Source organism: Tenacibaculum agarivorans, assembly GCF_001936575.1.
Taxonomy (GTDB): domain Bacteria; phylum Bacteroidota; class Bacteroidia; order Flavobacteriales; family Flavobacteriaceae; genus Polaribacter; species Polaribacter agarivorans.
Genome location: NZ_MSMP01000033.1, coordinates 48,259 through 54,711, shown reverse-complemented (window position 1 = coordinate 54,711; position 6,453 = coordinate 48,259). Strand labels below are relative to the sequence as shown.

The window sequence follows — 6,453 nt, the reverse complement described above, 5'->3', positions numbered from 1 at the left end:
ATCGCTTTTAAACTCTATAAAATCATCTATTAAATATTTAAACTGTATAGGGTTTAGATAATACTCAAAACCTAAAACAACTGTATTCTCAGATTCTAAGTTAAGAATTAGAGAGGATAAATTTCTTAAGTTATCAGTATCATCATATTTTATTTCAAATAATAAATAAATGCTAAATTTAAAATCTTCAGGTATACTAATACCCTCTTTTTTTTCTAATGCTTTTAATTTCTCTTGTTCATCTAAATTAAAATCATGTATTGAAAAACTGTTTTTTTCAGTCAAGAACTTTTCAATTACAGCTAGTAAAGAGGTTTTTCCAGTATTGTTTTTTCCTATAATTAGTGATAATTTATTCTCAACATCAATTGAGAAATCTTTTAACAATCGAAAATTTTCGACTTTAATTTTTGTTATTTTCATCGATAACCATAATTAATTATAGAGAGAATCATCTATATAAAGGAAGAATTTGGCTATGAAACGGGGACTTCATCAATTCTTTTTCTCTCACACTGCTAAAAATAGTAAAATTTATTTTTGAAAACTACGGTTTTCCATAAATAGACAGTGAAAAATCGGGGAGTTTTCGGGGAGTACAAAAACAAGAAAGACTTTCAGTTTCCTGAAAGCCTTTGTTTTCTTGTGATCGCGACAGGATTCGAACCTGTGACCGTCTGCTTAGAAGGCAGATGCTCTATCCAGCTGAGCTACGCGACCAGTATTTCTTATTGTCGGGGTGGCAGGATTCGAACCTGCGACCTCCTGCTCCCAAAGCAGGCGCGATGACCGGGCTACGCTACACCCCGAAGATGTAAGAACTTACAATTTTTTGCGGAGAGACCGGGATTCGAACCCGGGCATCGAAAAACGATGACAGCTTAGCAGGCTGCTGCATTACCACTCTGCCACCTCTCCTGAACTCTTAATGAGTTAAAAATTGCGAGTGCAAATGTAACATTAGAAAAACATTCTCACAAATTTTTTTGAAGAAAAAATATATTATTCTGGATATTCTACACGTAAATGGTAGATATTCATGAGTTTACTTTTCACAACTTTTTTTATTTTCTCGATCTCTCTAAATGTAATATCTGAATTTATGAACTGATTTTTGTTTTTCTGTCCATCTACAACTTTATCTATCAAATCACTTATAGATTGTGCCGTTGGTTTTTGTAAACTCTTAGAAGCCGCCTCTGCAGCGTCGCAAATCATTAAAATAGCTGTTTCCTTAGAAAATGGAATTGGACCTTGATATCTAAACTTTTTTTCTTCAATTTCTATATCTGGGTTTTCTTCTTGTTCTTTCTTGTAAAAATAATACACCAAACTAGTTCCATGGTGAGTTCTAATAAAGTCTATAATACGATCTGGAATATTATTTTTCTTTGCTATCTCTATTCCCTTTATCACGTGATTTAAGATTATTTGAGCACTATCTTTAGGGGACAAATCATTATGTGGATTGACTCCTGTAATTTGATTCTCTGTAAAATATTTTGGATTCACCATTTTTCCTACATCATGGTACAGAGCTCCTGTTCTCACTAACATAGAATTCGCTCCTATCTCATTTGCTGCTGCTTCTGCTAAATTAGCTACTTGAATTGAATGCTGGAACGTACCTGGTGCTTTTTCATTTAACTCTCTTAAAAGCTTTGAATTTGTGTTAGACAGCTCCAATAAGGTAACATCAGATACCAAACCAAAAACTTTTTCATAGAAATAAATAAAGAATACTGCTAAAAAAGATAATAATCCATTCATAGCAAATAATCCAAAATAGATTCCTTTAATACTACTTGCGTTTCCTTCTTTTATGATTGAAAACGCAAAATAGGTTAGCATATAGGTTAATGTAATTTGTGCAATTGACATAAACAAACTTGCTCGTTTATATAACTCTGTAGTTGAAAGTACAGCTACAATACCCGCAATGATATGAAGATAGATAAACTCAAAACTATTAGGCACTATAAATCCAAGCAACAAAACCGTTAGAATATGTGTAAATAAACCTAACCTAGCATCAAAAAAAGATTTTAGAATTATTGGCAAGATGGTTAACGGCACTACATACAAAAAATCTGGATTATACTTCAAAACTAAAGTTTGTATGAAGATCATTAACAAGATATTCGAAAATATGAAAGTTACTTTACTATTATTATCAAAAATATCTTTTCGATTTCTGTGTAAGAACAAAAGCAGCATTAATAATGCTAAGGATACTAATATTGTGTAACCGAAAACTAACCAATTATAATTCGATTTTGTCCAAATTTGAGATTTTGAAGCTTCTTTTAATGAATTTAAAACATTTAAGCTTTTACCTTCTACAATGTCTCCTTTTTGAATTATTAATTCATCTTTATTGATTTTTCCTTTGGTGTAGGAAATTTCCTTCAAAGCCTCATCGATCTCCCTTTGTGTAAACTCTTCATCAAATTCAACATTAGGTTCTAATATTTCGGATAATTTTTTAATCACTAGGTCTCTTCCAAAACCTTCATTGAGTTCAGATAATTCAGTAACAATCATAGATAACACTTGACGTGATTGTATCAATTTAGAAAAAGGTACGTCACTTATAGCGTTTTCTTTTCTTAATACAACAGTACTATTATCATTTATTTTTTTTTCAGATACTTCATCTACAAATCCAAACTTGTAAATATTATTAATAATCTCCAGTCCTTTTCTTTTCAAGTCATTGAGATCCTTAGTAGTAATATTTTCAGATTCTTTCAAGAAATCAATAGTGCCTAAAAACTCTTCTTTTATCGTTTTTGGCACTTCTAAGTCATAAGAAAAAAACTGTTTTGTAGAAGATTCGATTTGCGCTATCTCACTGCTAATTTCATCTTTTGTTTTTTGAATAGAAAAATCAAAAGGCGCATATAAATTATTATAGTACCAAGGTTTACCTGGGGAATAGTCATATCTAAATTGGCCTCCTTTTGGTAAAAGATATACTATAAAAAAAGCTGTTATAATGAAAAGAAAAACCCTGTATATAGTAGCGTTATTCTTATATAAATTATTAATAATTTTATTCATTTGAGTATTTAATCTTGTAAAGATAACCTTTTGTTATTATTTGAGAACTTCCTTTAAAATAGTTATTTTCGCGTAGATAAAACAAACTAAATTTACATGAAAGAAGTAGTAATTGTATCTGTAGCGAGAACTCCAATTGGTAGTTTCCTAGGAACATTATCAACAACACCAGCGCCTAAACTAGGGTCTGTAGCTATTAAAGGAGCCTTAGAAAAAATAAACTTACAACCTGAAATGGTAGATGAAGTATTTATGGGAAATGTTGTGTCTGCTGGTTTAGGACAAGCTCCTGCTCGTCAGGCTGCTATTATGGCAGGAATTCCTGATACTGTACCTTGTACTACTGTCAATAAAGTTTGCTCCTCTGGGATGAAATCTATAATGTTAGGTGCTCAAGCCATAGCTTTAGGCGATGCTGAAATTGTAGTTACTGGAGGAATGGAAAACATGAGTATGATTCCACATTATCAACATGCTAGATCGTCTACCAAATTTGGACCAGTTAAAATGGAAGACGGAATGCAAAAAGATGGTTTAGTTGACGCTTATGAACAAGTGGCTATGGGAGTGTGTGCTGACGAATGTGCTGTTGAATATGATTTCTCAAGAGAAGATCAGGATGCTTTTGCTATTGAATCATATAATCGTTCTGCTAAAGCTTGGAGTGAAGGTAAATTTGCTGATGAAGTAGTACCTGTTGAAATTCCACAAAGACGTGGTGAACCTATCATTTTCAGCGAAGATGAAGAATATAAAAATGTAAAAATGGAGAAAATTCCAGCTTTACGTCCTGCTTTTACTAAAGAAGGAACTGTTACTGCTGCCAACGCTTCTACAATTAACGATGGAGGTGCTGCTTTAGTTTTAATGTCTGCTGAAAAAGCGCAAGAATTAGGTATTACTCCTTTAGCTAAAATTAGAGGATATGCAGATGCCGCTCACGAACCAAAATGGTTTACTACTGCACCTGCAAAGGCGCTACCTAAAGCTCTAGCTAAGGCTGGAGTTGCAATTGAAGATGTTGATTATTTTGAGTTAAATGAAGCTTTCTCTGTAGTTGGTCTTGCAAATACTAAAATATTAGGATTATCACCTGAAAAAGTCAATGTTAATGGTGGGGCTGTTTCTTTAGGGCACCCTTTAGGTGTTTCTGGAGCTAGAATAGTTATTGCGTTAACTTCTATTTTAAAACAAAACAACGCTAAATTAGGTGCAGCTGGAATCTGTAATGGTGGTGGTGGTGCTAGCGCCATGGTAATTGAAAGAATCTAACAAGAAAATCTTTTCTATTGTTCGGAATTTGTAATTTAAGTATTGTACCTCTCAGATTAGAACCTTCTGACATGTCTGAAATGGTAAATCAACTAGTTTTTGGTGAGCATTTTATAGTGCTAGAGAAAACAAAAAAATGGAGTAAAATCAAATTAGCTTTTGATGATTACGAAGGGTATATCGATAATAAACAATATGAAGATATACCTGAAGCATTATATCAGAAACTATCATCTGAAGAAAATTATTATGCAGGTGAACTCATTGATTTTATTGTTGATGATAATAACAACTTAACTACAATTCCATATGGAGCAAGGTTACCTTTTTACAAAGATCATTCCTTTACTATAAAGGAGAAGTCATTCATCTATGAGGGTAAAATAAATCATGGTAAACTAACCAAAAATGCTATTGTTGAAACTGCCTTTCATTTTTTAAATACTCCATATTTATGGGGAGGTAAAACTCCTTTTGGAATTGATTGTTCTGGCTTTACCCAAACCGTGTATAAACTTTGCGGTTATCAACTATTAAGAGATGCAAGTCAACAAGCTACTCAAGGGGAAGTATTAAGTTTTATTGAAGAGAGTGAGCCTGGTGATTTAGCTTTCTTTGATAATGAAGAAGGCATAATTACTCATGTAGGTATTGTAATGAATGATTATAACATTATACATGCTCATGGTAAAGTGCGTATTGACAAGTTAGATCATAGCGGTATTTACAATACAGATTCTCAACAACATTCACATAAACTAAGAGTCATTAAAAAGATGATATAAATTAAAAAAGGCTGAAAGTTAACTTTCAGCCTTTTTATTGGAGTTCATATTGAACTATTTTTATCTTATCTCATTGTTTTGTATAAATCTCTATACTCTTTAGCTTTAGCTGACATTTCTAAAACCTCATAAATACTCATTAGAGACTTTACAGTATCTGCATTACGATTTAAGCTATCTGCTTTTTCTAAATATGGTAACGCTTCTTTATACACATTCTTTTGATCTAGAGCTAATTGATCATACTTTTTGAAGTTAGATAAATTTTTGTTCATCTCTTCAACAATTGCTTTTTCCTTATCTAAAATTACAACTGATAAATTCATATATGCATCAGCATAATCAGGCTTTAATTCAATTGCTTTTCTATAGTATTCTGTAGCTTCTTTAGCTCTTCCTTGATTAAAGTTAACTACACCTAAATTATAGTATAGAGTTGGATTATTAGGATCTAAAGCAACAGCTTCGCTCATTAACTGACCAAATTTATCCATTTTACCTAAATCAATATATAATTGTGCCTCATTTAAGATTAAGTTTAAATCTTTAGGATCAGATTTTCTAGCCTCTGACATTGCTTGAATAGCTTCTTCGGTTTTTCCTTGCTCTTTTAAGATTAAAGCAATACTCTTTACAATACCAGCAGATTTTCCTTCAGTTGTTTTATCAACAGGCTTGATGTAATCTCCTGATTTCACTAATAAATCTCTTTGATTCTTACTACCTAAATTTTCTTCTTTACCCGTTTTTTTGTTTGTAGCTACGTACATAACTTCTTTACCGGTATATCCTAACTCTCTTAACTCTTTATAGTGCTTTAAAGCAGAGTCATAATCTTTTGCTTGAGTAGCACTTACTGCTGCATTGTAAACAAAAGAAGTATCTTTTGGACTTAATTTATAGGTTAAATAAAAATACTTGGTAGCTTCACCATAGTTTTTATCATTATTATATAAATTAATGGCTTTCTCAGATACTGTTTGAATTAATTTATCTAAAATTGGTTTTGCTTCAGAAGTATACTTTCTTTTCCCTGTATTCTTTTCAAAATCGAATAACTGGTTAAATGTAGCCGCAGCATTTTCATATTCTTTCTTTCCTACTAAAGTCTGCCCTTTAAGGAAATAATACTTTGACTTATACTTATCATCGGCACTCTCAATTGAACTCTCTAGAGACTTTACAATAGTGTAAGCTCCGTTCATATCGTTATTGTCAAGGGCCTTTTCTAAAGATTTAAGCTCTTTTTTCTGTGCAAAAGAAGCTAATGTTAATAAACCTAAAGAAATTGCTAAAACTTGTTTTCTCATCTTAATGGGTTTAAGTTATTGTT

At 31.9% G+C, this 6,453-nt stretch carries 5 protein-coding genes and 3 tRNA genes; 2 read left to right on the top strand and 6 right to left on the bottom strand.

Features of this window, described 5'->3' with window-relative positions:
- The 5 genes from BVC87_RS18880 to BVC87_RS18860 all read right to left on the bottom strand — a co-directional run.
- The coding region (locus tag BVC87_RS18880) for an AAA family ATPase (protein WP_143569841.1) at positions 1 to 423 on the bottom strand (423 nt) is incomplete at its 3' end.
- A gap of 223 nt (positions 424 to 646) precedes the next feature.
- Positions 647 to 720 (bottom strand) — tRNA-Arg (locus BVC87_RS18875).
- Between the two features lie 14 nt (positions 721 to 734).
- Positions 735 to 809, bottom strand: a tRNA-Pro gene (locus tag BVC87_RS18870).
- A gap of 26 nt (positions 810 to 835) precedes the next feature.
- Positions 836 to 918, bottom strand: a tRNA-Ser gene (locus BVC87_RS18865).
- Between the two features lie 84 nt (positions 919 to 1,002).
- A complete protein-coding gene (locus BVC87_RS18860) occupies positions 1,003 to 3,063 on the bottom strand; it encodes an HD family phosphohydrolase (protein WP_075343964.1) in 2,061 nt (686 codons plus the stop codon).
- Positions 3,064 to 3,159: 96 nt separating this feature from the next.
- Between BVC87_RS18860 and BVC87_RS18855 the strand changes: the two genes are divergently transcribed.
- Together BVC87_RS18855 and BVC87_RS18850 are read left to right on the top strand one after the other, a co-directional pair.
- Positions 3,160 to 4,335, top strand: coding sequence for an acetyl-CoA C-acyltransferase (locus BVC87_RS18855; RefSeq protein ID WP_075343963.1), 1,176 nt, complete (start codon positions 3,160 to 3,162; stop codon positions 4,333 to 4,335).
- Between the two features lie 17 nt (positions 4,336 to 4,352).
- Positions 4,353 to 5,120 carry a C40 family peptidase gene (locus tag BVC87_RS18850; protein ID WP_099098863.1) on the top strand — a complete coding sequence of 256 codons (768 nt, stop codon included), beginning with the start codon at positions 4,353 to 4,355 and terminating at the stop codon, positions 5,118 to 5,120.
- Positions 5,121 to 5,185: 65 nt separating this feature from the next.
- Here the strand turns inward: BVC87_RS18850 and BVC87_RS18845 are convergent, their stop codons facing one another.
- Positions 5,186 to 6,430: a tetratricopeptide repeat protein gene (locus BVC87_RS18845; protein ID WP_075343961.1), complete on the bottom strand. Its 1,245-nt coding sequence runs from the start codon at positions 6,428 to 6,430 to the stop codon at positions 5,186 to 5,188.
- Positions 6,431 to 6,453: the final 23 nt, after the last annotated feature.

What these genes read in the sequence shown, in the direction of transcription:
- BVC87_RS18855 (WP_075343963.1), top strand. Translation starts at nt 3,160, where the DNA reads ATGAAAGAAGTAGTAATTGTATCTGTAGCGAGAACTCCAATTGGTAGT.
- BVC87_RS18845 (WP_075343961.1), bottom strand. Translation starts at nt 6,430, where the DNA reads ATGAGAAAACAAGTTTTAGCAATTTCTTTAGGTTTATTAACATTAGCT.
- BVC87_RS18860 (WP_075343964.1), bottom strand. Translation starts at nt 3,063, where the DNA reads ATGAATAAAATTATTAATAATTTATATAAGAATAACGCTACTATATAC.